General features: G+C 44.6%; 23 protein-coding genes and 2 tRNA genes. 7 read left to right on the forward strand and 18 right to left on the reverse strand.

Annotation, left to right across the window (positions count from 1 at the left end; genetic code table 11):
- Window positions 1-25: 25 nt before the first annotated feature.
- From KNP93_RS06735 to KNP93_RS06755, 5 genes are all read right to left on the reverse strand, one after another.
- Window positions 26-634 carry a superoxide dismutase gene (locus KNP93_RS06735; RefSeq protein WP_131973194.1) on the reverse strand — a complete coding sequence of 203 codons (609 nt, stop codon included), beginning with the start codon at window positions 632-634 and terminating at the stop codon, window positions 26-28.
- Between the two features lie 93 nt (window positions 635-727).
- A complete protein-coding gene (locus tag KNP93_RS06740; RefSeq protein ID WP_131503167.1) occupies window positions 728-2,188 on the reverse strand; it encodes an alpha-amylase in 1,461 nt (486 codons plus the stop codon).
- Window positions 2,189-2,317: 129 nt separating this feature from the next.
- Window positions 2,318-2,391 (reverse strand) — tRNA-Ile (locus KNP93_RS06745).
- Between the two features lie 11 nt (window positions 2,392-2,402).
- Window positions 2,403-2,476: transfer RNA gene (locus KNP93_RS06750), tRNA-Met, on the reverse strand.
- Window positions 2,477-2,595: 119 nt separating this feature from the next.
- The gene (locus KNP93_RS06755; RefSeq protein WP_131503168.1) at window positions 2,596-4,236 is read right to left on the reverse strand and encodes a Na/Pi cotransporter family protein; all 1,641 of its coding nucleotides are present in this window, start codon (window positions 4,234-4,236) and stop codon (window positions 2,596-2,598) included.
- 340 nt (window positions 4,237-4,576) lie between these two features.
- On the opposite strand from KNP93_RS06755, the gene KNP93_RS06760 reads away from it, so the two are divergent.
- The 3 genes from KNP93_RS06760 (at window position 4,577) to KNP93_RS06770 (ending at window position 6,900) form a co-directional block, all read left to right on the forward strand.
- The gene (locus tag KNP93_RS06760; protein WP_251138683.1) at window positions 4,577-4,930 is read left to right on the forward strand and encodes an autophagy-related protein 27; all 354 of its coding nucleotides are present in this window, start codon (window positions 4,577-4,579) and stop codon (window positions 4,928-4,930) included.
- Between the two features lie 191 nt (window positions 4,931-5,121).
- Window positions 5,122-6,231, forward strand: coding sequence for a flavodoxin-dependent (E)-4-hydroxy-3-methylbut-2-enyl-diphosphate synthase (gene ispG / locus KNP93_RS06765; protein ID WP_214854048.1), 1,110 nt, complete (start codon window positions 5,122-5,124; stop codon window positions 6,229-6,231).
- Window positions 6,232-6,330: 99 nt separating this feature from the next.
- Window positions 6,331-6,900, forward strand: a complete 570-nt coding sequence (locus KNP93_RS06770; protein WP_131503170.1) for a 5' nucleotidase, NT5C type — start codon at window positions 6,331-6,333, stop codon at window positions 6,898-6,900.
- 21 nt (window positions 6,901-6,921) lie between these two features.
- Here KNP93_RS06770 and KNP93_RS06775 read toward each other — a convergent pair whose 3' ends face one another.
- The 5 genes from KNP93_RS06775 to KNP93_RS06795 all read right to left on the reverse strand — a co-directional run bounded on the left by KNP93_RS06775 (window position 6,922) and on the right by KNP93_RS06795 (window position 12,541).
- Window positions 6,922-8,766, reverse strand: coding sequence for a GGDEF domain-containing phosphodiesterase (locus KNP93_RS06775; protein ID WP_188005243.1), 1,845 nt, complete (start codon window positions 8,764-8,766; stop codon window positions 6,922-6,924).
- 147 nt (window positions 8,767-8,913) lie between these two features.
- The gene (locus tag KNP93_RS06780) at window positions 8,914-10,356 is read right to left on the reverse strand and encodes an NAD(P)H-hydrate dehydratase (protein WP_214854272.1); all 1,443 of its coding nucleotides are present in this window, start codon (window positions 10,354-10,356) and stop codon (window positions 8,914-8,916) included.
- A 157-nt stretch (window positions 10,357-10,513) separates the two neighbouring features.
- Window positions 10,514-10,936 (reverse strand): Fur family transcriptional regulator, encoded by a 423-nt coding sequence (locus tag KNP93_RS06785; RefSeq protein ID WP_114596389.1) that lies wholly within the window; start codon window positions 10,934-10,936, stop codon window positions 10,514-10,516.
- Window positions 10,908-11,777: a metal ABC transporter permease gene (locus tag KNP93_RS06790; protein WP_131503172.1), complete on the reverse strand. Its 870-nt coding sequence runs from the start codon at window positions 11,775-11,777 to the stop codon at window positions 10,908-10,910. Before KNP93_RS06790 ends, KNP93_RS06785 begins: the two co-directional genes overlap by 29 nt.
- Window positions 11,774-12,541: a metal ABC transporter ATP-binding protein gene (locus KNP93_RS06795; protein ID WP_131503173.1), complete on the reverse strand. Its 768-nt coding sequence runs from the start codon at window positions 12,539-12,541 to the stop codon at window positions 11,774-11,776. Before KNP93_RS06795 ends, KNP93_RS06790 begins: the two co-directional genes overlap by 4 nt.
- A gap of 222 nt (window positions 12,542-12,763) precedes the next feature.
- Between KNP93_RS06795 and KNP93_RS06800 the strand changes: the two genes are divergently transcribed.
- From KNP93_RS06800 to KNP93_RS06810, 3 genes are all read left to right on the forward strand, one after another.
- On the forward strand, window positions 12,764-14,308 hold the full coding sequence (locus KNP93_RS06800) for a Ppx/GppA family phosphatase (protein WP_214854051.1): 1,545 nt from the start codon (window positions 12,764-12,766) through the stop codon (window positions 14,306-14,308).
- Window positions 14,305-16,464, forward strand: coding sequence for an RNA degradosome polyphosphate kinase (locus KNP93_RS06805; RefSeq protein WP_131973198.1), 2,160 nt, complete (start codon window positions 14,305-14,307; stop codon window positions 16,462-16,464). Before KNP93_RS06800 ends, KNP93_RS06805 begins: the two co-directional genes overlap by 4 nt.
- Window positions 16,465-16,539: 75 nt before the next feature.
- Window positions 16,540-16,713 carry a XapX domain-containing protein gene (locus KNP93_RS06810; protein WP_012369749.1) on the forward strand — a complete coding sequence of 58 codons (174 nt, stop codon included), beginning with the start codon at window positions 16,540-16,542 and terminating at the stop codon, window positions 16,711-16,713.
- Between the two features lie 365 nt (window positions 16,714-17,078).
- Here the strand turns inward: KNP93_RS06810 and KNP93_RS06815 are convergent, their stop codons facing one another.
- The 5 genes from KNP93_RS06815 to KNP93_RS06835 form a co-directional block, all read right to left on the reverse strand.
- Entirely contained in the window at window positions 17,079-17,705 is a 627-nt protein-coding gene (locus tag KNP93_RS06815) for a hypothetical protein (RefSeq protein WP_131973199.1), read from the reverse strand.
- A gap of 20 nt (window positions 17,706-17,725) precedes the next feature.
- Window positions 17,726-18,625: a deoxyribonuclease IV gene (locus KNP93_RS06820; protein ID WP_188005241.1), complete on the reverse strand. Its 900-nt coding sequence runs from the start codon at window positions 18,623-18,625 to the stop codon at window positions 17,726-17,728.
- 140 nt (window positions 18,626-18,765) lie between these two features.
- A complete protein-coding gene (locus KNP93_RS06825; RefSeq protein ID WP_026828969.1) occupies window positions 18,766-20,118 on the reverse strand; it encodes a DEAD/DEAH box helicase in 1,353 nt (450 codons plus the stop codon).
- A gap of 68 nt (window positions 20,119-20,186) precedes the next feature.
- Window positions 20,187-21,140, reverse strand: a complete 954-nt coding sequence (locus KNP93_RS06830; RefSeq protein ID WP_188005240.1) for a sugar ABC transporter substrate-binding protein — start codon at window positions 21,138-21,140, stop codon at window positions 20,187-20,189.
- A gap of 2 nt (window positions 21,141-21,142) precedes the next feature.
- Window positions 21,143-22,900 (reverse strand): sensor histidine kinase, encoded by a 1,758-nt coding sequence (locus tag KNP93_RS06835; RefSeq protein WP_131973201.1) that lies wholly within the window; start codon window positions 22,898-22,900, stop codon window positions 21,143-21,145.
- A gap of 144 nt (window positions 22,901-23,044) precedes the next feature.
- On the opposite strand from KNP93_RS06835, the gene KNP93_RS06840 reads away from it, so the two are divergent.
- On the forward strand, window positions 23,045-23,992 hold the full coding sequence (locus KNP93_RS06840; protein ID WP_114596400.1) for a 4-hydroxy-3-methylbut-2-enyl diphosphate reductase: 948 nt from the start codon (window positions 23,045-23,047) through the stop codon (window positions 23,990-23,992).
- A 43-nt stretch (window positions 23,993-24,035) separates the two neighbouring features.
- Here KNP93_RS06840 and KNP93_RS06845 read toward each other — a convergent pair whose 3' ends face one another.
- The 3 genes from KNP93_RS06845 to cccA form a co-directional block, all read right to left on the reverse strand.
- On the reverse strand, window positions 24,036-25,151 hold the full coding sequence (locus KNP93_RS06845; protein ID WP_214854067.1) for a Nif3-like dinuclear metal center hexameric protein: 1,116 nt from the start codon (window positions 25,149-25,151) through the stop codon (window positions 24,036-24,038).
- Window positions 25,151-25,867, reverse strand: a complete 717-nt coding sequence (locus KNP93_RS06850) for a tRNA (adenine(22)-N(1))-methyltransferase (protein ID WP_131503961.1) — start codon at window positions 25,865-25,867, stop codon at window positions 25,151-25,153. Before KNP93_RS06850 ends, KNP93_RS06845 begins: the two co-directional genes overlap by 1 nt.
- 130 nt (window positions 25,868-25,997) lie before the next feature.
- Complete coding sequence (gene cccA / locus KNP93_RS06855; protein WP_026828975.1) at window positions 25,998-26,339, reverse strand: cytochrome c550; 342 nt, start codon at window positions 26,337-26,339, stop codon at window positions 25,998-26,000.
- Window positions 26,340-26,444 lie beyond the last annotated feature (105 nt).

The following is a 26,444-nucleotide window of genomic DNA, read 5'->3' on the forward strand; positions in this document are numbered from 1 at the left end:
GGAAATCGATGTTTTGATATACTAATTATTTTGCGTCAGCGTAAAGTTTTGCCACATGATCCCAGTCAACGACATTAAAGAAGGCGTTGATGTAATCAGGACGACGGTTTTGATAGTTGAGGTAATACGCATGTTCCCAAACATCAAGTCCGAGAATCGGCGTTTTCCCTTCCATGACTGGTGTGTCTTGGTTTGGTGTTGAAACGACTGATAATTTCCCGCCGTCAACGATGAGCCAAGCCCAACCTGAACCAAAACGTGTTGTAGCTGCTTTTGCGAACTCATCTTTGAACGCATCAAACGAACCGAATGACTCGTCGATTGCTGAAGCAAGTTCACCAGTTGGTGCTGCACCATCGTTCTTTTTCAAGAGTTTCCAGAAGAACGAATGGTTCCAATGACCGCCACCGTTGTTACGGACAGCTGTTTGAATGTTTGCAGGAAGTGAATCCAGGTTTTGAAGTAATTCTTCAAGTGATTTTCCTTCGTGCTCTGACCCTTCAAGTGCTGCATTGACGTTCGTGACATACGTGTTGTGGTGTTTAGAGTGGTGAATCTCCATCGTACGAGCATCGATATGTGGCTCTAGCGCATCATAAGCGTAGCCGAGTTCTGGTAATTCAAATTTTGACATTTTCATGTCCCCCTTTATCCTATTTTCGGAATTTCAGTACTCTTTAAGACTAGCAAAAATAGTTGGTCAGGCGCAAGCAATGACCCTCGAAAATTACTGTTCGTCACGCGGAGCAAATACAGAGACACCGCCGCCTGGAACCGGGAAAACGCCGAAGCCCTCTTCATCGATCACAACCGGTTCTTCTTGGTGGTTCGTATAATCAAACCACTCTTCTCCGGCACGCGTCTCACCGACAAACATTCGTTTTTCGCACATGTCCGCATTCGAAAGTAAAACAGCGCATCCCGAGTTCGGGAATTCTTCGACACCACGACGGACCCAACCGATACAATGTGGATCGTCAAGGTAATCTTCTTGTTCGCCATATGCTTTATGGTAACGGGCATACAGTAAAGCATTGATCATTTCTTTTTTGCCTTCGACCGGGTGAGGTCCTTGGATACCATAATAATCACCGTAGAAGACACATGGATAACCATCTTTACGAAGGAGTACCGATGCATAGGCATGTTGTTTGAACCAGTCATCAATCCACGACTCGAGCGATTCACCTGGTTGCGAGTCATGGTTATCAACGAATGTCACCGCGTTCGTCGGGTGGGATTCAACCAGTGTATCCGCAAATAATGTCGTTAAATCAAATTCTTGTCCCTGTTGCGACGCTTCATGGAATTTATAATGGAGCGGCACATCAAATAAATCGATTGTATAATCAACACTGTCTAAAAATTGACGGCAATCATCTAAATCCGATTTCCAAAACTCACCGACCATATAGAAACCGTCCGGATTATCTCCGATCATCGATTTTGCGAACTCGTTGACGAATTCGTAGTTGATATGTTTGATGGCGTCCAAACGGAAACCTTGGCAATTGATTGTCTCTTTAAACCAGTTTCCCCAGTTAATCATCTCTTCACGCACTTCAGGATGGTTGTAATCAATGTTAGCGAACATCAAATAGTCATAGTTTCCGAATTCATTGTCTACTTGATCGTTCCAGTCTTTATTTTTACCGGAAATCTTAAAGACACCCGTTTTCTCTTCCCGGGCATCAAAATCCGTACCGTTGAAAAATTCATGTGTCCAGATGAAATCCGAATATTTACCGTTTCGACCGGGGAACGTAAACTTCGTCCAGGCATCAATTTCAAATTCTTCTGAAATTTCTTGCGAACGGTCTTCCGGATGGACCTCAACGACTTTAATCGTCTCGAGTTCATCTGCTGCTGCTTTATGGTTCATGACGACATCGGCATAAATCGCGATATCATTTTCGTGTGCGACTTGAATGGCTTCGATTAGCTCGTCTTTTGTCCCGTACTTCGTGCGGACCGTCCCTTTTTGATCAAACTCTCCTAAATCATAGACATCGTAAATGCCATACCCTGTGTCTTCATCTGATTGTCCCTTTGACGCTGGCGGAATCCAAACAGATGTGATGCCTGCAGCACGCAGTTCCGGCGCTCTCTCTTTTAAGCGCTGCCAATGCTTCCCATCATTTTCTACATGCCACTCAAAAAACTGCATCATTGTATGGTTACGTTCCATCTCTCTTCGCTCTCCCTTAAATTGCCATAGTATGAATAGTATTGTATGAACATTATTACAATATCTTTAATATTCCCCAAGCAACCAAAAATAAACGCACACTCTTAAAAAAGAGTGTGCGTTCTAAAATGGACCCTGCAGGACTCGAACCTGCGACCGGACGGTTATGAGCCGTCAGCTCTAACCAGCTGAGCTAAGGGTCCTTAAGTAATAGTAGCGGCGGAGGGAGTCGAACCCACGACCTCACGGGTATGAACCGTACGCTCTAGCCAGCTGAGCTACACCGCCATGATGGTTTGAAACAACTAATATAAGGTTACTAAAATCAAACTCGAATGTCAATAAACTATCTCACAAAAACAAAGAGGAATTTCTTTTCAGAAATTCCTCTTGCTTCATTCACCTATTCAGGCTGTTCCTGAACGTTGCTCGAGTACCAGGTCCGTAATATTGACGGCGTGGTCACCGATCCGTTCCAGGTTCGACAGCAGATCCACGAAGATCATTCCGGCCTGACCGGTACACTCCCCTGCATTAACACGCAAGACATGGTGTTTGCGGAATGAACGTTCAAGGGAATCCAGTTTCCCTTCTAACTCAAGCACTTGACGTGCCAGTGAAACATCATCGAGTTCAACGGCTTTAATGGCTGTTTCGACGATTTTTTGCGTCAAGATGTACATTTCATCCAATTCTTTTTTAGCCTTATCGGTAAACGTAATCCGATTGACGATTTGGAAGTCAACCAGTTCGATGACATTTTCGACGTGATCACCAATCCGTTCAAAATCGTTGACGGCGTGCATGAGAAGTGAGTGATCGTTTGATTCCCGTTCGGATAAATCATGTGCCGCGACCTTAACAAGATAACTTGTGACTTCAGTGTTCAAATGGTTAATTGCATATTCGATCTGTCCGGCGTCCGAGACGTCTTTTTTATCATGTGATTGCGTATAACGGTGCGCTTTCCCAAGCCCTTCTTTTGAGAATTCACCCATTCGTAACACTTCAAGTTTTGCTTGATTCAATGCGAGTGACGACGACTGGTTTAAGATGTTTTGATCCAAGTGGCGTGGTTTCGAATCGACGGTCGTATCCGTTCCCGGCACGACTTTTTGAACAAGCCATGCGATTTGCGCGATGAACCAGCATTGAATCAACGTGTTGACAACATTAAATGTACCATGAGCAAAAGCAATTTGCATTTTCGGTTCAAGATCAAGCGCTCCTGTAATCCAGGTGATGAAACTCGAGAATACAGGTAAGGCAATCAAGAACAAAATCGTTCCGACGATATTAAAGATGACGTGCGCCGCAGCTGTCCGTTTTGCCGCAATCGAAGCGCCGAGAGCCGCGAGAACAGCCGTAATCGTTGTTCCGATATTATCACCGAACAAGACGGGTAGCGCAGCCTTAATATCGATCATTCCGCCATCATATAATTCTTGCAAAATCCCGATTGTCGCAGATGAGGATTGAACTAACATTGTGAAAATGGTTCCAACAAATACACCCAGCAAAGGACTATCTGACATCGATACTGTCAGTTCTCGGAACCATTCGCTTGATTCAAGCGGTGCCATTCCGTCTCCCATGAGCGTCAACCCATAGAAGAGCGCTCCAAACCCGAAGAAAATTTGACCGATGTATTGAATCCGTTCTTTATTGAAGAAGAAAATCAGGAACGCTCCCAGCGCAATCGCCGGAAGTGCAGCTTCCTTAACGTTAAAGCCGATGATGAAGGCCGTAATCGTCGTTCCGATGTTTGCCCCCATGACAACACCGATTGCTTGACGTAAGTTCATCAAACCGGCACTGACCAGACCAACGACGATGACGGTCGTTCCCGATGACGACTGAATCAAGACCGTAACGACGATACCGGCCAAAATTCCGAGAAACGGATTGGAGGTATATTTATCTAAAATGTACCGTAGACGGTCTCCCGCTGTTTTTTGCAGACCATCTCCCATATACTTAATACCGAATAGGAAAATACCCAGTCCACCGATAAAGGTGAAGATCATTTCCTGTAAATCATAGTTCATCTTGTCATCTCCTCATATAAAAAGTGGAATTGATTTGTTGTTAAGAATTCATTGTTTCAACCTCCCCTATTATGTAAAGGTCTGGTGAACTTGTAAATAGATTTTCACATATTCAATTGTTAAGGTTTTATTAATCTGTACCAATACAGAATACCCCTTTAAACAAAAGGTTTTTCAACAATTTAAATCTTGTTATAAAACAGAAGAAAGAGTGATTTCATTGCATTTTTTAAGTCAACTGCTTAATTACTTACAAACTACCTTAATTCCAAACCGTGGATTTTTAAAGACTCGACTTGCCGATGTCTCCCTTTATTTTTGTGGATTAGCATGGATTTCCTTGTGGTCGACAATTATTGATAGCATTTTTCTGAAACAGTCGATTCCGTTTATCATTTGGTTCACCCTGCATTTCATCTTCATTGCGATTGCCATCTTGTTATATCTCTTATTCGTCTCTTATCTGAATCGATGGTTCATTCAGTGGATTTTGCCAAGACCCTGGGCGTTTCGCCAAGTGTTTCCTTATACCGTCGCCGCAAACGTCTGGACCTTCCCGATTGGTGTTTTCCTGTACCAATTCGGATATCAGACTTCAGGAGTGACATTCATTATAATCGGTCATGTCATTTATTCGCTGACACCACTCCTGCTTGTTCGCCTGAAGAAAAAAACGTCCCGCCCGTCTTCTTGAAATTAGATGTATCCTTGCATTTAAGGAAAAAACGTCCGTCCGACGACGGATTGACTTTCCCTTATTCGTGTTAAACAATTGTAAATGTTCAATTTTCGTTCTTGTTTCTCGATTTTTAGGGAATAGTTCGATATGATAGTACAAGTAGTCATAAACAATCTGGCGTTATGCCGCAAAAGGAGATTTTCGATATGCCGAAAATGGTCCATCGCTCTAAGACTCGTCCCGTTCGTGTTGGGGACCTTGTCATTGGTGGAAGTAATGAAGTCATCATTCAAAGTATGACGACAACAAAAACACACGACGTCGAAGCGACTGTCGCTGAAATTTTACGTCTTGAAGAAGCGGGATGCCAAATCGTCCGTGTCGCTTGTCCGGAAGAACGTGATGCGCTTGCTCTTGCAGAAATCAAGAGCCGGATTAACATTCCACTTGTCGTAGACATTCACTTTAATTATAAACTCGCTCTCATGGCCATCGAGGCGGGTGTTGATAAAATCCGGATCAATCCGGGTAATATCGGACGTCGCGAAAAAGTTGAAGCGGTCGTGACGGCTGCAAAAGCCAAAAATATCCCGATTCGCATTGGTGTTAATGCCGGTTCACTCGAGAAACATATTCTCGAAAAATACGGTTATCCAACTGCTCGTGGGATGGTTGAAAGCGCATTACATCACATCAAGATTCTCGAGGATCTCGATTTCCACGATATCATCGTTTCTTTAAAAGCTTCTGATGTTCAATTGGCACTTGAAGCATATCAGCTCGCTTCTGAGTCGTTTGATTATCCATTGCACGTCGGTATCACGGAATCTGGTCCTTTACGTACAGGTTCACTAAAATCAGCCGCCGGTCTCGGTGCGATTCTATCACGTGGTATCGGTAACACGGTCCGGGTTTCCCTTTCTGCCGATCCGGTAGAAGAAGTAAAAGTCGCAAAAGAAGTCTTGAAATCATTTGGTCTTGCGGCAAACGCTGCAACGTTGATTTCTTGCCCGACATGCGGACGGATTGAAATCGATTTAATGGCCATTGCTGCAGAAATCGAAGATTACATTGATAAAATTCAAGTCAACATCAAAGTTGCTGTTCTTGGTTGTGCCGTTAACGGTCCTGGTGAAGCCCGCGAAGCCGATATCGGAATTGCCGGTGCACGTAACGAAGGATTGTTATTCCGTCACGGAGAAATCATCCGTAAAGTACCGGAAGCAACGATGGTCGAAGAATTGAAAAAAGAAATCGATGCGATCGTTCTTGAAAAAGAAGCGGAAAAAAAAGCCGCTAAAGCCAGTCAAGCCTAATAAAAAAGAGTCCTCCTCGGGAGCGACTCTTTTTTTCGTTTCCGCTTTTCGACTGTGTTATACTAGTGGCAGAAAATTTATAGAATGTTGGTGATGTAAGTGAAAATCGGAATTGATATTGATGGAACAATCACTCATCCTTCTTCGTGCTTTAATTATATGAACAAATATCTCGGGACATCGATTGATTTTGAGATGGCCTCTGAATACGAGCTTCACACCTATACGGACATGGAGCAAATCGAGTTTTGGGAATTCATGGTCAAATCAGGTCATGAACTCGGCATCTATCGTGAATCCATCCCCCAAGAACTTGTCAAACAACACCTTTGGGACTTAAGAAAACAATACGATCTCCATTACGTGACGGCACGGTCAGAAATCGTCCGTCCCGTAACCGAAGAATGGATTAAACAACATGAATTACCGCTTGATTCTCTGATCATGACCGGCTCACACGATAAAGTACAAGTCGTCCGTGATTTGTCCCTTGACCTCTTCATGGAGGATCGTCTCGAAAATGCGATTCAAATTGCGGAAGACACGTCGATTCCCGTTATTTTATTTGATGCACCTTACAATCGTCGTCCTGTCCCTGACAATATCGTCCGTGTCTCATCTTGGAACGAGGCCGTGCAACAAATCCATAAGTTTGCTCCCATTCGTTAAACAACAAAAACGGAAACGACGTCACTCTGTCGTTTCCGTTTGTTTCGTTTCCAGCAAACAAATGATTTCTTCCAGCAGAACAGGTTTTGCAAAAAAATAACCTTGGAATAAATGAATACCGATGTCCTTTGCAATTTGAACCTCTTCTCCTGTCTCAACTCCTTCGACGATACATTCCACATGCATCGACTGACTCAGTTGAAAAATCGATTCCAAGATGGACTGTCGCTTTTCAGACTCTTCGACTTGTTCAATGAATTGCTTCGGTACCTTAAGCTGACGAAGCGGTAATAAACGTTCGAGAACATGATAAGAGGCATGTCCCGTTCCAAAATCATCCAGTGATACCGGGAAATCCAATGTCTTAATCCGGCGCAAAGCCCGGAGAATCGGTTGGCTTTCAAAATCCAAAGACTGACTTTCTGTAATTTCAATCTTAATTTGTTTTGGTTTTAAGCTGTACTTTAACAACATCCGTTCAATAAACGGCATAAAAGAATCATGTGTCAATTGCCGGCGAGATACGTTGACGGACAGACTAAAATCGTCTGGAACCAGACTAATCAGTCGTTTTCTTGTTTTACATCCCTCTTCAAAAATCCACTCGCCTAGACGGATGATCAGGTCACTTTTTTCTGCGATTGGAATGAATACCGTCGGACGTCCGGCTCCCGGAATCATCGTATTCCAGCGAATCAAAGCCTCTAATCCAATGAAGCGGTCCTGATTCGAATCATACTGTAATTGGTAAACGAGGTAAAAATCGCGATTCACATCGGCTCTTGATAAGGCTTTTGCTGCTGCTATGCGAAGTGACTGTTCGTGCCGCCATTCTTGATTCAAGCACATCACTTTTTCTGAATCCCGGATACTCTCCGGGAAGGCGGACGTGATTTGATGAATCCGTTTCGTCATACTAGTTTGATCCACTTCTCCATCATCGATGACCATATACAGGTTCACATAAATCTGATGGTGTTCGATTTGATACGGAGTGGACATCCGCTGACTGAGACGTGTCATTTCTTCCCGGCACGATACTCCAGGCGGCTTTTTCATGACGACCACCAGTGTTCCTCCCTCGACTCGAACCATCGTCAAATAAGGCGGTAACAATGTCTTTAATCGTTCGATACAATCAAATAAGACCTGTTGCTGAATTTCCTCTCCAAAATACCGCACGAGTTCATGATAGTTTTCCAAATGAACACCGACTAAGATAAGATCTGTTTGATTTGTGTTCATAAATCGTTCTTCGAGTCCCCGGACATTCAGTAATTGTGTCTGTAGATCATGACGAGCGGACTCATGTAATTGATCAGCCAATTGCTGAAGACGACTGAGATTACGAAGGTGCAGATGATTGATGATTAAGGCGATACAGATTGCAATCCCAATCATCCCTAGTCGGGCATAATGATCTGTCGGATCAATTTCAACAAGTATCGTATTCGATCGAACCATGATAAATACGTTAGTCGCGACGATGATGACAATGGCGTACCAAATCATAATCCGGTCATAGGCAATCAAGGCAATCATTAAAAATAAAAAACAGTTGGCCCAGACGGTGACTGCCGCATAGGGCAACATACTGATAGATACGAACGGGATGCTCAGTAACATGATGGACAAAAAATGTGATTTATAGTGAGTGGACAACTGACTCCGGCTAATCAAAAATGTCGCTATCCCAACACAAAATAAAACGGCCACAGTCGTCGATTGATTTAAGTACGCGTTTTGAATCGTTTGATCTGTCGTCCCTAAAAAAATCAGTGCTCCGACACTCATTAAGAACAACGCAAAATTCCCAATCCACCGCTGCTGATTGCGGACAATCTCATCTACTGGTTTAACAGGCATCTGTTTCCTCCTTTCTTAAAAATTCAGGCTGTCATAGCCATTCGGCGCCACTTCATCATACTCCTGCTCTTCCACTACTAGCAATTATTTCCTTGAAAATAGGCATCTTTCTTCTGTGCTGAAGAAACATACCTATTCTTGACGCTTTTACTGATGCTTTACCTGTCCGAGCTGATCAATCACATCAGTCGCGACAATACTACTGGGATGAAGCTGTTGTTCCACCTGTTTGGATGCTTGAGCATACCAAGAAGCACCAAGTGCAATCAATTGTTCGACCGAAATATGTTTAAAATAATCTTTTTGACCAATCAGACTCGTGAGGATACCAAACAATGTATCACCACTGCCTCCTTTCGCTAATCCACTCGATGCCCCGTTGATGACATAACCGCCACCCTCCGGCGTCGCGACAAGAATCACGTGGGCTTTCAAGACAACAATCACTTGATGTAAGACAGCATATTCGCTTGCTTGTCCAAATAAATCATCCTGAACCTCTTCAACAGTTTGATTTGTCATCCGTGCGAATTCACCGATGTGTGGTGTAACAACAATCGCTTCCTTCCGTTCCGGATAGCTGTCGCGAATCAAGGCACCTGCATCGAGGATTACCGGAACGTCTTGTGCGAGCAGGAACTCCACCCAGTCAGCGGTCGAATCCGAGGTAAGTCCTGGTCCGATTCCAACGACATCCACCTGCTTCATCATTTCTTGGATTGCTGTCATCGTCTGTTCGAGAACCATCGCTTCCGGCGCGTTAACGATGAGTCCGATCTGAGCTGCCGGTACCGTCGCAACTTGTAATTTCCCCACTCCTGACCGAAGTGCTGCACGCGCAGCCAGTTGAATCGATCCCGGCATCGTCTCGCTTCCACCAATCAGTAATGCCGTTCCGTAGGTTCCTTTGTGCCCGTAAGGATCGCGGGTCAACAACGGAGCAATCGATTCGGTCACTAATTGCCATCCGCCAAAGGCCGGCAAACCCAAATCAATCTGTTCCGGTTTTCCAAAAAATGAGGCTGTCTTCAACAAGAAGGCAGACCGTTTAAAGGCATGAAGTAAAAACGTAACATCTGCTTTTAGTGCTTGTCCGGAAAAATCGGTCGTTTGGTCGGACGGCACGCCACTTGGTATGTCAATCGCATACAATTTCGCCCCTTGCTGTTGTTGTTCACTGACCCATTCAAATAAATCATGTATTGTTTCCGTCAGTCGGGTTCCGTCAAATCCGGTTCCAAAGACACCATCTACAATCAAATCGTATTGCCCGCAGACCGCCTCCGTCACGAGTCCGAAGTTTTCCGCATAATGCTGATGAAGTTGAGCCGTCGTAGTCTTCGTCTTACCGAATGGCGCATGTATCGTAATATCGTATCCATCACGAACGAGTTCACGGCCAATCACATAACCGTCTCCCCCATTGTTTCCCGTCCCACAAATGATCAGAATCCGTTCTTTTTTCGTATGCATGCTCTTGATTCGCTTCGCGATTTCACTACCTGCTCGTTCCATCAAAACTTCCAGCGGCAGACCGGATGTCTTGGCCCATTCATCAATTTGGCGTGCTTCCTGTGCATCATAAATCATTTTTATCACCTCTGTTCGTCCTATTCCCGTTTTGTTTCATTTCAAGCCAGAACAAATCGAGAGGGGTCAACCCAAAAAAAGGGGAACGGATATAAATCTCCGTCCTCCCTCTCTTGCGTTGAATGATGCTTTCACTTGGAATACACCGGATAACTCCTTATTTCTGACAGGCGGCACAACGGCCATAAATCTCAAATTTATGATCTTCGACCTCAAATCCTGAATCTTTAATCGGTGACACCCATTCCATCGGACAAACATCCAGTGTTTCCGTCTTTCCACACGTCCGGCAAATCAAATGATGATGGTGATGACCAGACTGACAGGCGGCCCGGAATTTCATTTCCCCGTCCAGTTCAGTTGTCTCTAAAATATCGATTTCCGCAAAATCATTTAAATTCCGGTAAATCGTATCGTAACTGAGCGAAGGATGTGATGGGCGCAACTCTTCCGCGACTTCCCGCGCACTGACATACCGATTGGCTTCAAACAGATACGCCAATAAATCAAGACGCTTCGGTGTCATTTTGAATCCGGATGCTTTCATCCGTTCACGCGCTTGTTCGATGTTTTTTTTCATGCATTTTCCCTCCGATCCAAAAACGTTCAATCAGCATCACGAGAATAAGCTCTGCGACCGCCAGCATGACAATCATGCCGCCGGGCGCTAAATCAAATTGATACGCCAAAATCAAACCGCTAATCGTCGCCACTTCGCCAAACACGATGGCATAAAAAATCGTCGCCTTAAAACTTTTGGCAAGTCGAAGCGCCGCTGCGACAGGCAAGGTGATTAGACTCGATACCAGTAAAATCCCGACGACACGCATACTAATCGCAATCACCAGGGCAACAACGATCATGAACAAAATGTGCACCAGCCGAAGACGAATTCCGGACACGCGCGCCTGTTCCTCGTCAAACGATAAAAATAACAACTCTTTATAAAACGAAATCACAAATAAAATGACGACACCTGTAACAATCAAAATCGTATAAACATCTGTCAAAGTCACAGCCGAGACCGTTCCAAATAAAAAGGATACAAGATCCATTGAAAAGCCGTTCGCCAGACTGATGAAAATAGCACCTAGCCCCATTCCCGTCGCCATGATGATCGGTATGGCAAGCTCTTGAAAATGTTTGTACTTCGCGCGCAGCCAATCAATCGTCAACGCTGCCATGACCGATGTCACGATTCCGAGATAAAGCGGATTTAAATCGACCAGACTCGCAACCATACCGGATATCAACAGGCTGAGGGCAATTCCGGCTAGTGTGACGTGTGATAACGCATCCGCAATCAAACTCATTCGCCGGACGACGACGAATGAACCGATCAACGGAGCCGTAAAACCGATCAATACCGCCGCAACAAGCGCATATTGTAAAAACTTTAATGTCATGAACGCTTCAATCACTGGACGACCTCCCCTTGGTGGACAAGAACACGTCCCGGAACAGGATACAAGGACCGAATCGTCTGCTCGTCCAGTTCCCAGTATTCTTTAATACCGCAATTACAACCGAGTCGCCCGTCAACGAGATGAATCACATCCGTCACGAGCTTGCTGACGAAGTGGATATCATGTGTCACAAGGACGAAAGTCCGTTTTTTATCACGTCGCAATTCTTCCAAGATTTCATAAAACTCTTTGACGTACCGTTGATCGACTCCGACCGTTGGTTCATCTAAAATCATCAAATCCGGATCGTTGACGAGCGCCCGGGCGATAAAGACCCGCTGTTGCTGACCGCCTGACAAGTCACCGACTTTCGAATCGCGTCGATCCCACATGCCGACTGTTTCAAGCGCCGTCTTTACTTTTTCACGGTCCTGCTTCGTCACACGCCGAAATAATCCTTTTTTCGCATACAACCCCATCTCGACGACTTCAGCGACCGTGACCGGAAATCCTGAATTGAACGATGCCGCTTTTTGAGATACGTAACTGATCCGCCACCAGTCACTGAAGGCTGCTTGATCCTGTCCGAACAAACGAATCGAACCTTTAGGTTTTAATAAACCGAGCATACATTTGATTAACGTCGATTTGCCGGATCCATTTTCTCCGACGATGGCCAGGAATTGTCCCTGTTGTACATTAAACGTCACTTCATTCAAGACACGTCGATCCGGATAATCATATGTCAGTTGTTTAATTTCAATAATGGGTTCTGTCATGTTTATTCTCTCCTTCCGTCTCATGTTAAAACGGAATAGTTACGTCTTATCAACTGTCTTATTATAGCGCCAGCCTTCATTCGTTGCAACCGATGTAACTTTTTTGTGAATAGACGCTTTTAGGGAGAGGCACAAGGTACAATAAAAGGATACAAGCTGTCGTTTTCAGAATCCCTGATTCGGGAAAAGATGGATTGAGTACTCAAAGGGGGCGGATTTGTTTTGAAGAATGAATTAGCAGTCATCGATATCGGATCCAACTCGATCCGGTATGTCGTTTTCCATCCAATCGATTCCGGTCGATATATCGAAAAAATTAATGTTAAGGTCGTCGCTCGCCTCTCCGCTCATATTGATGAGAATGGTGCCCTCGACTCAGTCGGTATCCGGTTACTGTGCGAAACGCTACAACGGTTTCACGAAATCGGCATTACCCACCACGTTGAAGAAACCATTTGCGTGGCGACAGCGGCCATTCGAAATGCGAGTAATCGGCAGGACATCGTCCAAGCTGTCGAACAGGAAACGCCCTTTACGATGCAGGTCCTGTCTGATGAACAAGAAGCTTACTACGGCTATTTCGCGATTATCAATTCCACTTTCCTGACCGATGGATATTCCGTTGATATCGGCGGCGGATCCATGGAAGTCACGTTGATTGAGAACCGGGAAATGATTGCTTATCATAGTTTTCCTTTCGGTGCTGTCACGTTGACTCGTCAATTTCTCTCTGGAGAAACCATGACGTCAGGTGAACAAAAGAAACTGATTAAATTCCTGCGTGAACAATTCGACGAGATTCCTTGGATGAAAAATAAAAAACTTCCATTAATCGGTGTCGGCGGATCCGCACGAAACTTCGTCCGCATTCATCAGTCTACACTCGACTATCCATTGCATGGGATCCATCAATACCAAGTCCGGTCGAAAGAGTTAGGGAAACTGATTGACGAACTGGAGGACAAAGCGCCTAAACAGTTGATGAAAGTCGAAGGGTTATCCAAGGACCGGGTCGATATCTTCTTACCAGCGTTAATCGCAATTCATGAACTGGCACTACATATCGAGGCAGACCAGTTCGTGATGAGTAATTACGGGTTACGGGAAGGTCTTGTCTACGAATATGATTTACACGAACAGGAACAGCGGCGTATCGAGAATGTACGCGAAGAAAGTCTTTATCAACTGGAAAGTGATTACAAAGTCAACCGTGACCGGATGAACTATCTCGGCACGATTGCCAAATCAATTTACCGCCAATTGGTGACGCTCGAAATTATTCCGGAACGGGCCGCTGACTTACGATTACTGGATTCCGCCAGTCGCTTACTTTATTGTGGGCAGTACATCAATCCGGATACCCGGTCGAATCAAACGTTTTATCTTTTGACGAATACCGATTTAAAAGGAATGACGCATAAAGACCGTTTAGCTTTGGCACTCGTCAGTTCATATTCGTCTTCGAAACGGATGCAACAGCTCTTAAAACCGTTTAAGGATTGGTTCACGGATAAATCGATCGAGCGGTTTGATTTACTCGGATCCATTCTGAAATTGACGGAAGCACTTGATGTGACAGAACGTCGTGCCGTCGACAGTCTTGAAGTTACTCTTGAAAAAGATAAAAAAGATATCCGGATCATTCTCGATACCGGTGATCATGATTACGGTTTTGAAGTCGAAAAAGCAGAGAAACAAAAAAAACACCTGGAACGTATCATTGATCGGTCCATTCAGTTTGACAATAAAGGAGGCGGCCTTAAGTGAAGATTGACTCCCCAGAGTTTTTTAATAACCGGGAAATCAGCTGGTTACAATTCAACGAACGTGTCTTAGGAGAAGTGACGGATACACGAAATCCATTGATGGAACGATTTAAGTTTTTAGGTATCTTCAGTTCCAACCTAGATGAGTTTTATATGGTTCGTGTCGGTGGATTAAAGGATGAAGTACTGGCTGGATTCAATAAACCCGAAAACAAACAGCAACTCACACCGAAACAACAGTTACGTGCCATCGCTACGAAAACAAAAGAGCTTGTCGATCAACAATACGAAGCGTTTAAAGACGTCACCCAGGCGCTAAAAGCAGAAGGAATTTCTTTCCTGAAGAATGACGAGTTAAATGAAATGCAAGCAGAATATGTGAAAGCATTCTTCAGAGAACAAGTTTTTCCGGTTCTGACACCTGTTGCGGTCGATGCGTACCGTCCGTTCCCGATGCTTTCGTCTAAATCGTTGAACATTGCGACGGCCCTTGAAGCGGAAGACGGTTCAAAACGGAACCTGGCACTTGTTCAAGTGCCGGCCGTCCTGCCGCGTTTCGTTGATTTACCGGTAGAGGATGAGGAAACGACTGCTGTAATTTTACTGGAAGATGTCATCATTTCCTTCATTGACTCTTTGTTTAAAGGCTATCGTGTCTTATCAGCGATGCCGTTTCGGATTACACGAAACGCAGATTTACCGTTCCATGAAGAAGGAACACACGACTTATTAAAATTGATTGAAAAAGAACTGAAAAAACGGCGGTGGGGAGTCGGCATTCGACTTGAAATTCAGAAGAATGCCATCAACACGAACTTACTCAATATGTTACGCGATGTGCTCGACTTACAAGACCGGGATATTTATGCCGTCGATGGTCCAATTGATTTGACATTCGCTTTTGCGTTTTACAGCCAGATCGGGGTCGAATACGACCATTTGATTTATCAGACGATCATGCCTGTCGAACCGCCGGCACTTGAAAAATCGAAGAATTTGTTTGATCAAATTCTGCAACAGGATTATTTGCTGCATCACCCGTATCATACGTTTGATCCGATCGTCCGTCTGATTGTGCAGGCTGCTAACGACCCGAACGTCCTGGCGATTAAACAAACGTTATACCGCGTGTCCGGCGACTCTCCGATCATCAAAGCATTGAAGACTGCTGCAGAGAACGGGAAACAGGTTACGGTGCTCGTTGAATTAAAAGCACGTTTTGACGAAGCGAAAAATATCGAATGGGCCAAACAGTTGGAAAAAGTAGGTGCTCACGTCATTTACGGTTACAGCGATTTAAAGACACACTCAAAAATTACATTGATTGTCCGGTTACAGGAAGGCCGGATTCAACGGTTTGTCCATCTCGGAACAGGTAATTATAATGATTCCACAGCTAAATTATATACCGATATCGGTCTTTTGACGGCACGGGAACAAATTGCAGAAGATGCAACGAACTTCTTCAACTGGTTGTCCGGTTATGGAGAGCAACCTAAATGGAATGCCCTTCACACCTCCCCGAACTCGATGCTCGAGAAATTTTTATCATTGATTGATGAAGAAATCAAATATCATAAAAAACATGGTAATGGTCGAATCGTCGCTAAAATGAACAGTTTGACGGAAAAAGACATTATCGTGAAACTGTATCAAGCGTCACGCGCAGGAGTCAGAATTGAATTGATTGTTCGCGGCGTCTGTTGCCTTCGCCCTCAAATCAAAGGTATCTCGGAAAATATCCGTGTCACGTCCGTCGTCGATCGTTATTTGGAGCATTCCCGGATTTTTTACTTCCACCACAATGGAGACGATTTGATTTATTGTTCCAGTGCCGACTGGATGACACGTAATATGCGGAAACGGATTGAAATTCTTTTCCCGATCATTGATGAGGAACAGAAAAACTACATCAAGGATTGTTTGGCTTTAACGATGGCGGATAACGTCAAAGCACGCGAACAGGATGAATCAGGAAATTATCATTATGTAACAAAAGGCAAGCAAGCCTGTGAATCACAAATCCTGATTCAGCTCTATACGAACGGGAAATTAAAAGTAAAACCGTCTTTTGAACACCCACTCGAACAAAAATGGACACCGGTTGAACGGGCTGAAGAAAAGATCACCTTTGATCCAACTGCTGCTAAAAAATAATCGTTGTTTAACGTCAGACATCTTCATATAATAAGCTTGTAAGCGTTTTTTCATATGAAGAAAGGACTGGGCCTCATGCTTCAACAAATTTTATTATCATTGCTAGCAGGTATCATCTGTGGTGTCGTCTTTACTGCTCTTAAATTACCAATCCCTGCTCCACCTGTCTTTCCGGCCATCGTTGGAATTTTCGGTGTGTTCCTTGGGATGAAGGTATTTTTATTCCTCGCTGATCGCTGGCCGTTTTGATTGACAGAAGTATTCCTATTCCACATAAAAAGCGTTTTCTTCTGTTATCGAGAAGAAAAACGCTTTTTGTTATTTCTATAGTGCGTCCGCAATGACTTTGTCCCAATTGACGTCATAACAAGCTGTTTGACAAGTCGGTTCTACTTAGCATGTCGCACATTTTCCTTTTTTCGCTTTTTGGTGAAACGGAACAATGAAAAACCGGCATATCCAAAGATAAGCAGTTCAATTAAAATATCAATCATATGCATCCTGTTTCACTCCAGTTACTCCATTTTCAATGATAATAATTATCAGCCTTGATTATATCATGGAGACGCCATCTGAAAAACAGTAAGCGATTCAGGAATAACCCACTGAGACACTTACTGTTTGGGAGAAGTTTGATCCGACGTGGCAGCAACGTCTTCCATTTTTTCGATACTTTGATGTGCGACTCGATGACACGTCGGACAAAGTGTCTGAAAGTGCCCGTGATGTTCGTGCCATTCGAGAATTGATTGCTGCGTGTTTCCACACATTTCGCAACACGCTTTTAGCGGCGCGGGATGATTCCGCTCACGAAAACGTTCCATCCGACGGTTTTTTGCTTGATCGATTGTTGTCACATCCGACTCAAAATGACCGGCTTGCCAGGCTTCGACCAACCACTGTCTGACTTTCAAATCCGTTTGTCCGGGATTTACCTGTAACCCTGACAACGGTGACCCTAACAGCGGGTGTCGTAAATCCACGCTAATCAAATCCAGGCAGGCATACGTGCGTTCCTGTTCATCCGCCTCTGTCAGCCAATGCGGATCTGCCGGTCGTGTTGTGTATTCGCTGAACAAAACTTCGGCATACGCAACGATTCCATCTTTCGTCGCCAAAAATACTTCTTCCCCTTCGGCTAGCTCCGCCGGTAAATAAAACGGTTCTTTCGTTTCATAATATAAGACGACTGCTCGCCTTAAGGCAAATTCTGATTCTTCAACGACTAGTAGATGGCACACGCGACAGACACCTCTCTCATTTAAATGGATGTACCGATCAATGGCAAACGCCACTCGGCGTCAAAGTTTCCTGAGCGTAACATGGCAATTTCTTCACGATAAGGTGCGACCTTCTTTTTGGGATCCAGTCCGATATACGGTGTTTCGAGGACTTTTGGTAAATGGGCCAGATCCTGATGATGAACGATTCGATGTAACGGATCAAAACCGATTTCACCAAATCCGATATTTTCGTGACGGTCTTTTTTGGCACCGCGAATATTTTTCGAATCATTGACATGGATCACGCCAAGACGGTCAATTCCGACGATACGATCGAACGATTCCAATACTCCGTCCAGGTCATGAATCAGGTCATAGCCGGCATCGTGGACGTGACATGTATCGAGACAGACGGACAGGCGGTCATTATGCGTCACACCGGCAATGATTTCTGCCAGCTCTTCAAATGTCTTACCGATTTCCGACCCCTTTCCGGCCATCGTTTCGAGAGCGATTTTTACTTTTTCATCTCCCGTTAATACTTCATTGAGCCCTTCAATAATTCGTTTGATTCCGATTTCTTCCCCGGCACCGACATGTGCTCCTGGATGCAGGACGATATGTTTTGCTTTTTCGAGAGCTTCCGCCCGCCGGATTTCTTCTCCTAAAAATGAGACGGCTAATTCAAACGTTTCCGGTTTCGTCGTATTGCCTAAATTGATGATATAAGGTGCATGGACGACGATTTCTTCAATCCCGTTTGCTTCCATATGCAACAAGGCTTCTGGAATCCGCAAATCCGAAATCGGTTTCCGTCTTGTATTTTGGGGTGCTCCTGTATAGACCATCATGGTCGTTGCACCATAAGAGGCTGCTTCTTCACTCGCACCGAGTAACATTTTTTTGCCAGACAGAGACACATGTGAACCGATTTTCATTAAAAATTCCACCCTTCTTCTGCTTCTAGTGTACCAAATGTCAAAAAAAACAAGAACCTTTAGCGATACTAAAAAAACAAAGTCCACGAATTCTTTCGTAGACTTTGTTCAAGCCGTTCGGCTGAAATGCCGAGGACTGATTATTTTGTTTTACTGGCGTTCGCTTTACGCTCAGCACGCCCGATTCCGCGCTGTTCTTTGATTCGTTCGCGTTTTGCTGTTTCTTTCAGCTTATACTGGTGTTTCTTTTTATAACCTGGTTTGACACGTTTTTTCGCTTTTGCAGCTTCACCGGATAAACGGCTGTGAGCTGTTTTCGAAACCGCTGTCTTCATGTGTGGTTTTGCACGGCGTCGTTCTTTCACTTCGCTGACTTGACCACTCTTCACATCCACGTTGATGAATTCGATACCACGGTCCTCAAGACGGTTGATCGAACCGTTCTCATGATCTTCAAACAATGTGTAAGCCAATCCGTCCTGATCAACACGACCTGTCCGACCGACACGGTGAACATAGAAGTCGAGATCTTTCGGAATCCCGTGGTTGATGACGTGGGAAACACCTGAAATATCGATGCCGCGTGCAGCAAGATCCGTTACGATGACATACTGATATTTGGCTTCATTAATTTCCTTGATGGCTTGTTTCCGGCGACGGGCCGGCAAGTCACCATGAAGCGAACCGACATTGAGTCCCGCTTCAAGGAAGAGAGCTTCGAGTTCGATGGCTTCTGTTTTCGTATTCGTAAAGACAAGACAAATATACGGGTTGAGGGCTTTCGCCAGTTTCAACGTCAAATCAGAACGATCGCGGTGCTTGACCGGAACCGTATGGTGCACGATTTTTTTCGCTGTCTGTTGTTTTGGATCCACATGCGCATAACGTGGATTGTTCATGTATTTTTTCAAGAATGGTTGCAGTTTTTCAGGAATCGTTGCGGAGAATACCATCATCTGCAACTTCTCAGGAAGCGCTTGAGCAATCCGGTCGACTTCCGGTAGGAATCCCATGTCGAGCATTTGATCCGCTTCATCGATGATGTAATGTTTCACGAAATGCGGTTTCAATGCTTGTTCTTTAAAGAGATCCAAAATACGTCCAGGTGTTCCGATCACGATTTGCGGTGAGACTTTGACACGTCCGATTTGACGTTCGCGATCCATTCCACCTGTGATAAGACTTGTCTTGATGTAATCCGGTTGTTTGACGAGGATTGATTTCAATTCCTCATGAATCTGCCAAGCCAGTTCGCGCGTCGGCGCAACGATGATGGCTTGCATTTCTTGAAGTTCCGGATTGACATTTTGAACGATCGGCAAGAGGAACGATAACGTTTTTCCTGTCCCTGTCTGTGATTGTCCAATGATATCCCGCCCTTTGAGCGCTGCCGGAATAATCCGGGATTGAATATCAGTTGGTTTTTTAATACGTGCGTCTTCGAGTGCTTCGACGACGAACGGGTGCAAATCGAAATGGGTAAATCCATTCATATTTGTCACCATCCTTTCTCTTTCTTTAACAATTAAAGGCGAATCGTCCGCCTTCACCATCTATTTCTTCAGTTCAACATGGGTATTGGTCTACTACCGTCATACAAATATGAATACGTATAGAAACGATCGGGAATTTTTTTGTTTTTCGTATGAAGCTTCAACGCGCTGAAGGCAACTTTCATCATCTCTTCAGCGGACTGGACGACTGTCGCGTCCATCGATTTCATGTCAACAGCTTCTAATATAGCACGATTCCCATCGATTCCGACAACTATTTTTCCGGAAATCTTCGCTTTTTTCAATGCTTCGAGTACGCCCATCGCAATATCATCATTGTGACAGTAGACTGCATCGAACGGAATTCCGGAGTCAATCACCTGCCGCATGACACGTTCGGATGTCACCGGATCATAGTTTCCGCTGGCCGAATCGACAATCGAAAGCGTTGGCTCATTTTCGATTCCTTTTAAGAATCCCCGGTGCCGTTCGTTTGTCGTATAGACGTTTGCCGTACCCGTGATCTCGACGATGCGACCCGTTGACTGACCTGTACGCTTGATTAACTCATTCTTAATATAGGAAGCCAATTGTTCCCCAATCACTTGATTATTAGATGTAATCGAACTCACGACAGCATCTGAGTGAATCATACGGTCAATCGCAAATACAGGAATCCCTGCTTTTTTGGCTTCTTCGATGGCACTGCCGATATAGACATCATCCAGTGTCGTGATAAAGATGGCATCGACTTTCAGTTGAACGAATTCTAAAATCTGTTCGCGTTCACTGATGCGGGAATTTTGTGACGTCGCTACTAACGCTTCATATTTATTCGCTTTCGCTTCCGCTTTAAAGGCATTGATCAACCGTTGTGCAAATTCATGTTTGTCATTGACAATCGTAAACCCCACGACATTCCGTTTAGGACTTGTTTCCTTTTGGACAAACATGTTGGAAATGACGAGGACGGATGCAATCCAAATGATCAAAACAAACAACCAGGACTTGTTGAACCTCATTCCTACTCCTCCCGTCTTGGGAAAAAGAGTTGTACCGTCGTGCCGACACCGACTTTACTGTCGACTTCGATTCTTCCATTATGCTGACGGACAATTTGATTGGACATGAACAATCCCAACCCGTTGCCGTTGATTTTGGATGTGTTAAACGCCTGACCCAGCATTAAAATCTGATTTTCGTCCATTCCGACACCGTTATCTTGAACGATAAACACAAACTGATCCGGATAGACATGAAGGTGGACGTGACAAATTCCGTCCGACCCTTTCGAATCGACAGCGTCAAGCGCATTTCCGATACAATTCGACAGCACCTGCAACAGGCCATTTTCCGAAGCATACAACGACGGCATGTGTGCCGGTGTGTAAATCTTGCAGTCTGCTTCATAAGGATGTGATTTCGATTCGAGGATGAACGTTAACTTCTCCATCATTTTTTTCATGTCAATCTGTGCCATCGCCAGCGTTGTTTTATCATTTTTGGATAAATCAAGCATTGTCTGAATCAGCTGGTTGGCCCGGTCCAGTTCAGACAATGCAATCTGCATCATATCCGGATTATTTTGTTTTTCTTCTGACAGCAATTGCAACGCCATCTTAACCGGCGTCAATGGATTTCGGATTTCATGGGCAATCCCTGCTGCGAGTTGTCCGAGCGATGCCAGTTTTTCCTGATGTAAGATTACCTGTTGCTGACTCAACTGTTCGACCCGTGCATGTTCCATCCGTTGCGCATATTCATTGTAGGCGGTGACCAAGGTCTTGACTTCATTTGAGCCGGAACGTTCCAGGGTAATCGGTTGCGGCGTCGTACTTTTTTCGATTTTTTGAACAAGCTCCAGTAGCGGTGCCGTCAATTGCCGTGACATCAAATAACCGACGATCAGACTGAGCACCAGTGTAAGTGCTGCAATGACCAGATATTGTTGTCGTGTCGTATAGACAGGTTCGTAAAATACACTCCGCGGTGTCCGCACCAGTATTTTCCAATCGGTCACCTTCAAATCACGTGCAAAATAGTACATATCTTTATTTGTACTAAAGATTTCATACGGTTTGCTGCTTTTGAAAGCCCGATCGACAACACTTTGACTCAAGAGGCGTTCTTGATCGGTTACGAGGTTTTTCGAGGTTGCGAGCGGCTCACCTTGGCTGTTAAACAAATAGGCCATCGTATCATCATCAAACGATTCCAGTGAATTTCGAAAAACGACGGAATTCATCAGACTGAGCCCTCCACCAAATACACCGACCCGCTCATTGCCATTTCGAACCGAGACATACATATAGGTCAAAGAATCATTTGTTATATCATAACGTGGACTCATATGAAAATCCGTACTCGTCAAGGCTTGTATAAAAGAGTCATCGCGACGAATCTTCGAATCCGAAATACGACGATCTTCACTCGAAAACCAGGTGATCTTATCGGTTTTACGATCATAATAAAAGAAGCTTTTAAATCCGGTATCGATATCGAGCAAATTCGAATCCCGGATCGCCCGATCGAGATTACTCATATTTGTGACATTCAATTGAAGACTCATGATTTTTTCGTGTAAGTTCCCGACGCTGTCACGCAGCGCATTACTTGAGACTTCGACACTTTTTTCACTCTGTTTTTCTGTCTGCTGTTCGACTCGTGAAATCGTGACGCGGTCTGCTGTAAAGGCAAGTGCCGAGATGACAAGACAAATAAGAATGAACAAAACAGCCGTGATTTGGAAAAAATAGGACCGCATCATCTTTTTCGTCTCCATCTTTTCACCCCTTCCTCATTTCTAGACAACTCAATTAGTATATCATGATATTCTCTTTCGGCAGACTCCTCTATTTTCATTCAACTTGAATCAATGGTACACTCTAAATAATCATTCTTTCCATACAAAAGGAGAATTTAGACTATGCTTGTTAAAAAAATCAGTCCCCGTGGTTATTGTTACGGTGTTGTTGATGCGATGAAACTTGCTCAACAAGCTGCACTAAACGATAACTTACCACGACCAATCCATATCTTAGGCATGATTGTCCATAATGCACACGTCACACGCGAATTCGAACGGATGGGTGTCTTGACCGTAGATGGTCCTGACCGTTTAGAAGCACTCGAAACGATCAAAGAAGGAACCGTCATCTTTACAGCACACGGAATTTCGCCAGCAGTCTATGCCCGCGCAGCCGAGAAAAAATTGACTGTCGTCGATGCAACATGCCCAGACGTCACCCGGACACATGACTTGATCCGGACTGTTGTCGCTGATGACTATGAAGTCATCTATGTCGGTAAACACGGTCATCCGGAACCTGAAGGAGCCGTAGGTGTGGCACCAGAACACGTTCATTTGATCGAAAAAGTCGAAGACATCGAAGCGTTGCCTGCTCATCTCGCTAATAAAAAAATTATCGTCACGAATCAAACGACGATGAGCCAATGGGATGTCCAAGCGTTGATGGGGCATGTCCGCGAAAAATATCCGCATGTCGAAGTGCATAATGAAATTTGTAATGCGACGCAAGTCCGCCAGGAAGCTGTTGCAGAACAGGCTGGTGATTGCGACTTAGTCATCGTCGTCGGCGATCCACGTTCAAACAACTCGAACCGTCTGGCACAAGTTTCATTTGATATTGCCGCAACGCCGGCTCACCGGATTGGTGATTTAACGGAACTCGATCTATCATGGCTCGACGGTGTCAACCAGGTTGGTGTAACATCAGGTGCTTCAACGCCAACACCGATTACTAAAAAAGTCATCGACTTCTTACAACAGTATGATCCTGCTGATATCAGTACGCATGACAAGACGCCGTTCCTCGAATTGCGCCGTATCTTACCAAAAGTTAAAATACTTTAAAAAAATGATTCCTGACCGTACTCGACGGTCAGGAATCATTTTTTTAAAGAAATTGAAACGGATTTGTATTCGTCTCTGAGACAAACAAGTCGACACCTTTGATGTTCTGTTTTTCAAATCGTTCTGCTAATAGTTTGACGACACCCTGTTTCATGACCGACTCAACGTGATGTCCGGGATCAACTACGGCAAGTCCAAGTGCCATCGCATCATGTGCGATATGGAAATATAAATCACCTGTCACTAATACATCTGCTCCGGCAAAGGCTGCTGTCGAAACATACTTGTTCCCGTCTCCGCCTAATACAGCTACTTTTTGAATCAATCGGTTTTCATCACCGACAAACCGTAAGTTCTCAACCCCAAAGGCTGACCGGACCTGTTCGGCAAACATTTTTAAGGGAACGGCTTCTTTTAATCGGCCAATCCGCCCGAGACCAAGTGACGGCGATTCAATCTCTTGACGAATCACGTCGTACGCGACTTCTTCATACGGATGGGCTTTTATCATCGCCCGAATGATTTGTTTTTTGTTTAATTCCGTGACCATCGTTTCGATTCGCACTTCTTTAACATGCTCCAGTTGTCCAGGTTGTCCTACATACGGATTCGCTTCCGCCGTTGCTTTAAATTGCCCGATTCCCGTCATGTGGAACTGACAGTCACTGTATGCTCCAATATGCCCCGCTCCTGCTTTCCCTAACGCTTCCGAGACCTGTTGCACGGCAGATTCCGGAACGAAGACAACGAGTTTATACAGTGTGTTTTCGAAAGACGGCACCAGAACCTTTGTATCCGTGATGCCTAATGCCGTTGCCATCAAGTCATTGACACCGCCTTCCGCGACATCTAAGTTCGTGTGGGCGGCATAGACGGCAATATCATGTTTGATACATTTCATGACAATACGTCCCGCAGCCGATTGATCCGTCACTTTTGGAAGTTTGCTGAAAATCGGCGGATGGTGGGCGATGATTAAATCGATTCGTTTTTCAATTGCCTCATCCACGACAGACTCCAATACATCTAATGTGACAAGGACCCGTTTGACTTCTTTATTGAGTGTCCCGATTTGCAAGCCGATCGGATCTCCTTCAAAGGCAAATTTTTTCGGCGCAAATGTCTCAAACTGCTCGATGACTTGTTGACCGTTTGCCATCAGTTCGTCACCTCTTCCATTTTTTGAATCAACCGTTCGATGTTCGCGATTTTTCCCTGCAAGACATCCGAATCGTTCCCGCGCTGCATTTGTTCCAGGATATATTGTCGTTTTTGTTTTTCAGTCTGCCATTTTTCAATGAATGCCGGTGCCTTTTCCCGTGTCAATTGCGGACCAAAATACAATTCCCACTCTCGTTGTTCGACATCATCGGAATATAATGATTCTTCTCCTTTTTCCGCAACAAGAATTTCATAAATCTTCTCATTTTCTTTGACAATCGCTTCTGATAATAAGGCATAGCCGTTAGCGAGCAGCCACTTCCGCACATCAACGGCATCGACGTTTGGTTGTAAAATCAATCTTTCTTCTCCGGATAAGTGATTTTTACCTTCTTCTAAAATCGAAGCAATCAACGTTCCGCCCATTCCGGCAATCGTTACTGCCGTCACTTCACCCGGTGTTAAGACAGTCAGGCCACTCCCGAGCCGGACATCGACTTTATCTTCTAATTGAACAAGCGCAACCTGTCCTTGTGCCGCTTCCATTGGTCCCACGTTGACTTCACCGGCAATCGCGCGTTCAATCAAGTTTTGCTGGATACAGTAACAAGGCACAAAAGCGTGATCGGATCCGATATCTGCGAGTACGGCTCCTTGTGGAATATAAGACACGACTTTTTGTAGGCGTTGATCAAGTATGACGTTCGTTTGCATGTATTTCATCCTTCCTGATTCATGTTCTCATTTAAAAATAGCGGACTTGGCGTAAAAAAGAAACAGTCGTTTCCCTAAAATTCATCACAAAAAAACATCCATCTCGGAGAAGAGACGGATGTTGATTGACTTATTTCTTTGCAGCGAGCCATTTTGCTAAAGCAGCGGCTTCTTCGTCATTCGCAAGACCGCCAGGCATTTGCCCTTTACCGTTCATAGCGATTTCTTTAATTTCTTCTTCTTTCAGCTTCGCGCCGATCTTTGTTAAGTTCGGACCGACTCCACCTTCAAGATTTCCACCGTGGCATCCTGTACATCCTTTAGATGCAAACAGATCTTCCGGCTTCATTTCAGCTGTTGATGGACCTTTTTCTGCTTGTTTGACCTGATCGACCCCAAAGTATGACAATGAAATCATGGCGATGATGGCGATGATCGCAATCGATGCGAACGGTACTAACGGATTACGCATTTGGATTCCCCCCCATATTCTCTACCCAACCAAGTTGGTGACTGAATGGTATTCCCCGTTACTATTCTACTGTAAAAAAAACAGAGAAGGAAGAAAAAAACAAAA

It is taken from the genome of Exiguobacterium sp. s166 (genome assembly GCF_018618855.1).
Classification (GTDB): Bacteria; Bacillota; Bacilli; order Exiguobacteriales; family Exiguobacteriaceae; genus Exiguobacterium_A.

What these genes read in the sequence shown, in the direction of transcription:
- KNP93_RS06735 (WP_131973194.1), bottom strand. Translation starts at nt 634, where the DNA reads ATGTCAAAATTTGAATTACCAGAACTCGGCTACGCTTATGATGCGCTA.
- KNP93_RS06740 (WP_131503167.1), bottom strand. Translation starts at nt 2,188, where the DNA reads ATGGAACGTAACCATACAATGATGCAGTTTTTTGAGTGGCATGTAGAA.
- KNP93_RS06755 (WP_131503168.1), bottom strand. Translation starts at nt 4,236, where the DNA reads ATGAACTATGATTTACAGGAAATGATCTTCACCTTTATCGGTGGACTG.
- ispG (WP_214854048.1), top strand. Translation starts at nt 5,122, where the DNA reads ATGCCGAAAATGGTCCATCGCTCTAAGACTCGTCCCGTTCGTGTTGGG.
- KNP93_RS06775 (WP_188005243.1), bottom strand. Translation starts at nt 8,766, where the DNA reads ATGCCTGTTAAACCAGTAGATGAGATTGTCCGCAATCAGCAGCGGTGG.
- KNP93_RS06780 (WP_214854272.1), bottom strand. Translation starts at nt 10,356, where the DNA reads ATGATTTATGATGCACAGGAAGCACGCCAAATTGATGAATGGGCCAAG.
- KNP93_RS06785 (WP_114596389.1), bottom strand. Translation starts at nt 10,936, where the DNA reads ATGAAAAAAAACATCGAACAAGCGCGTGAACGGATGAAAGCATCCGGA.
- KNP93_RS06795 (WP_131503173.1), bottom strand. Translation starts at nt 12,541, where the DNA reads ATGACAGAACCCATTATTGAAATTAAACAACTGACATATGATTATCCG.
- KNP93_RS06810 (WP_012369749.1), top strand. Translation starts at nt 16,540, where the DNA reads ATGCTTCAACAAATTTTATTATCATTGCTAGCAGGTATCATCTGTGGT.
- KNP93_RS06820 (WP_188005241.1), bottom strand. Translation starts at nt 18,625, where the DNA reads ATGAAAATCGGTTCACATGTGTCTCTGTCTGGCAAAAAAATGTTACTC.
- KNP93_RS06825 (WP_026828969.1), bottom strand. Translation starts at nt 20,118, where the DNA reads ATGAATGGATTTACCCATTTCGATTTGCACCCGTTCGTCGTCGAAGCA.
- KNP93_RS06830 (WP_188005240.1), bottom strand. Translation starts at nt 21,140, where the DNA reads ATGAGGTTCAACAAGTCCTGGTTGTTTGTTTTGATCATTTGGATTGCA.
- KNP93_RS06835 (WP_131973201.1), bottom strand. Translation starts at nt 22,900, where the DNA reads ATGGAGACGAAAAAGATGATGCGGTCCTATTTTTTCCAAATCACGGCT.
- KNP93_RS06840 (WP_114596400.1), top strand. Translation starts at nt 23,045, where the DNA reads ATGCTTGTTAAAAAAATCAGTCCCCGTGGTTATTGTTACGGTGTTGTT.
- KNP93_RS06845 (WP_214854067.1), bottom strand. Translation starts at nt 25,151, where the DNA reads ATGGCAAACGGTCAACAAGTCATCGAGCAGTTTGAGACATTTGCGCCG.
- KNP93_RS06850 (WP_131503961.1), bottom strand. Translation starts at nt 25,867, where the DNA reads ATGCAAACGAACGTCATACTTGATCAACGCCTACAAAAAGTCGTGTCT.
- cccA (WP_026828975.1), bottom strand. Translation starts at nt 26,339, where the DNA reads ATGCGTAATCCGTTAGTACCGTTCGCATCGATTGCGATCATCGCCATC.